The sequence below is a fragment of the Bacteroidota bacterium genome, assembly GCA_039714315.1.
In the GTDB taxonomy this organism is placed as follows: Bacteria; Bacteroidota; Bacteroidia; order Flavobacteriales; family JADGDT01; genus JADGDT01.
In genome coordinates this window covers 1-3,441 of the sequence record JBDLJM010000223.1, presented here as the reverse complement: position 1 = coordinate 3,441, position 3,441 = coordinate 1, and the positions used below count along the sequence as shown (strand labels likewise).

3 protein-coding genes are annotated in these 3,441 nt (G+C 36.2%); all 3 read left to right on the top strand.

Annotated elements, in window-relative coordinates:
• Positions 1-1,582 (top strand): family 20 glycosylhydrolase (locus ABFR62_13695; protein ID MEN8139472.1); only part of this gene is annotated, 1,582 nt, incomplete at its 5' end.
• Between the two features lie 91 nt (positions 1,583-1,673).
• Entirely contained in the window at positions 1,674-1,796 is a 123-nt protein-coding gene (locus tag ABFR62_13690) for a hypothetical protein (GenBank protein MEN8139471.1), read from the top strand.
• A 325-nt stretch (positions 1,797-2,121) separates the two neighbouring features.
• The gene (locus tag ABFR62_13685) at positions 2,122-3,087 is read left to right on the top strand and encodes an NAD(P)-binding domain-containing protein (GenBank protein MEN8139470.1); all 966 of its coding nucleotides are present in this window, start codon (positions 2,122-2,124) and stop codon (positions 3,085-3,087) included.
• Positions 3,088-3,441: the final 354 nt, after the last annotated feature.

Sequence of the window (3,441 nt, the reverse complement as noted above, 5' to 3'; positions counted from 1 at the left end):
TTACACTCAGCAGGAAATAAAGGACGTTGTAGAATATGCTTCATCAAAATATATAAGTATAGTTCCCGAAATAGAAGGGGTTGCCCATGTTATGAGTGCAATAGCTTCTTATTCTCATTTGTCGTGTAGCCAAGAGCAAATAATGGTTCCATCGGGTGGTGTGTGGCCAATTACAGAAATATTTTGTCCGGGTAAAGAATCAACATTTGAATTTATAGAGAATGTACTTGATGAGGTAGTTGAACTATTCCCTTCAAAATATATACATATAGGAGGAGATGAGGCAACAAAAACCAATTGGAAAAAATGTGACCATTGCCAGAAGAGAATAGCTGATGAGGGACTCAAAAACGAGGAAGAACTTCAAAGTTATATGGTAAAACGAATATCAAAATACCTAAAAACAAAAGGAAGGTATATGATAGGTTGGGATGAAATTTTAGAAGGTGGATTAGCGGAAGGGGCAGTTGTGATGAGTTGGCGTGGAACCGAAGGTGGATTAGAAGCGGCATCCATGAAACATAATGTAATTATGAGCCCCGACACTTATTGGTATCTCGATCATTATCAGGGGAATAAAAGTGAAGAACCATTAGCAATAGGTGGATATTCTACATTGAATCATGTATATAGTTTTGATCCGATACCGGCAGAAATGCCAATCGAAGATCAACAATATGTTATGGGAGCTCAGGCAAATGTATGGACTGAGTATATGCCAAATTTGGAACATTTACAGTATATGATTCTGCCGCGAATGTTAGCTGTTTCGGAAGTTTTATGGACAAAGCCTGAGAATAAAAATTGGGATGATTTTTCAGAAAGGGTCAAATTTATGTTCAGAAGGCTTGATGTTCTTGGGATTAATTATTCTAAAAGTTCATACAATATCAGATCAGAAAAGGCAATAAACCCTGAGAATAAGCAACTTGAACTTAAATTGTTCAACGAATACAAGCAAACGGAGATTAGGTATGAAATAGGTAGGAAACTTCCTGACATCAATTCTCCAATATATACAAAGCCTATTAAAATTACCGGCAATACACGGATAAATGCCAGTGTATTTGAGAGTGGTAATATAGTTGGAAGTGTATTTACCGATAGTATAACTGTGTTTGAGAATATTGCCAAAGGAGCACTTGTAAGCTATAATAATACGTATTCTCCAAAGTATTCTTCAGGGAAGAAGTTTGGTTTGGTTGACGGGTTAATAGGTAGTACAGCATTTGATGATAGATATTGGCAGGGGTGGTTTGATAAAGATGTTTTTTTTGATGTTGATATGCAACAAAATAAAACGATTTCCGGATTGCGATTAAGCTTCCTTGTAGATAGAGGGAATCAAATACTTATGTCCCGGAATGTGAAAATATTCTATTCAAAAGATGGTGAGAATTATGAGCTAATTAAGGAATTTTTCCCTACTGTAACAGAGGACAATACAAAAAGAAAAGAAATTCTTAAAGTCAAAGAACTAAAGCTTAATGCAAGATATTTTAGAGTGGAAGTGGCAAATTCGAGTAATGAAGATACCGGAGAAAAGGGGTGGGTGTTTATTGATGAATTTGTGGTGGAGTAGGTTAACTGTTTCTCACTCTATAGCGTGACAGGTTTGGAGATTTGTTTATTCGTCGAACTCAGGGGAGTATTTTATGTTAAGTGATACTGATATGGATCAGATAATATCGGAAGTAGTAGAGGTAGTTTCCGGGTGGAAAGATCTTGTTGAGGAAATTGGGATAGCAAGGAGTGAGGTTTTGCTTATGAGGGGTGCGTTTAGGGTAAAGTTTTAGCTTCGCCCCTGACAGCAGTGGCAGCTCTCTGCCGGCAACTGCTATTGAGCAAAGTTCTGCATTGGCTGACCCGATAGGGCAGACCCATGCAGGACTTCTGCGAAAAGCAGCTGAAGGTAGAGACTATAACGGATGGCAGGATACAGGCGCATAAAAAACACCGAAGTCATTCATTTGCTTGCAATGTTGAAATGAGTTGATTGTCAATATGTTGGTTTTGTTCGTCATTAATAAATTGATAATTATCACTAATTAACATGATGTTAAGTGTTGTTTTTGCGCATTGTATTATATTTGCACAACTTTTAAAATTAACACAAAAAAAATGGTATACGATTTAATAATAGTTGGTGGTGGTCCGGGAGGAATTGCTGCAGCTGTTGAGTCTTCAATTTTTGGCATAAAAAATGTATTGTTAATTGAGAAAGGTGAAAACCACTCTCAAACAATTAGAAAATATTATAAAGATTCTAAAAGGGTCGATAAAGTCTACAACAAGCAGGAAATAGAACTGAAAGGTAACGTTGAATTCTTCGATGGAACTAAGGAAACTACTCTTGATTATTTCGAAGATTTGTTGGATAATAAAGGAGTTGATGCACTTTATAACAACGAAGTTGACCGTGTTGTAAAAGAAGATGGTATATTCAATGTGGTTACCCGTAATGGTGAATTTCAGGCTAAGAAAGTTATTGTAACCATTGGTAGAATGGGAAAACCAAATAAGCCTTCATGGAAAATTCCGGCTTCTATTAAAAAACAAATAAATCACAATCCTTACGATTGTCGTGGACATGAAAAAATATTAGTTGTTGGTGGTGGTGATTCAGGTGTGGAATACGCTTGTCAGCTTACGGTAGATAACGATGTAACTGTTGCTATTCGCGATACGGAGTTTTCCCGTCCTAACGATATTAACCGTGAAATGGCTATCAGATATGAGCAGGAAGAGCGTTTAAGAGTTCGTTATTCTGCCAATGTAGAGAGTGTTGAGCTATATGAAGGGCGTATAAAAGCAAATTATGACAACGGTTTCCATACAATCTATGACAGAATTATTTTGGCTATAGGTGGAACTACTCCAATCGGGTTTCTTCAAGGTTCAGGGGTTGAATTAGATGAAGGTAAACACCCTGTTTTTGACGAAAACTATATGACCAGTGTAGAGGGGTTGTATATTGTTGGTGATATCGTTTATAAAAAAGGAGGTTCTATTGCAATGGCAATAAATCACGCTTATGATGTGATGAAGCATATTAAAGCTAGTACTAAAAGTGAAGTTTTAGTCTAAGGTTTAGTATAAATTAGTATAACCGCAGTCGACTGGTTCGATTGCGGTTTTTTTTTGGCAGGCTGAACCAGGCTATCCGTTATAGTTTTTTGATTTATACCAATTACGTTTCAGAATGACATGTTAAAATCAAAGTATTTTTGATTTTAACGATTTACAAAAATCGTTGCATAGCAGGGCTATGGAACTATTTTTTACAGAAGATAAAATTGAAAAGACAAAGATTTTATATGTCATTTTGATGCGTAATTGGTATTAATTGTTTTCCGCTAAAATTTAAGAAAACGAGCTTCCGGCGGTCGCTGTTTTCTTAATAGCTTCAATACAATTAAATCAAAAAAGCTGCCACTTCTA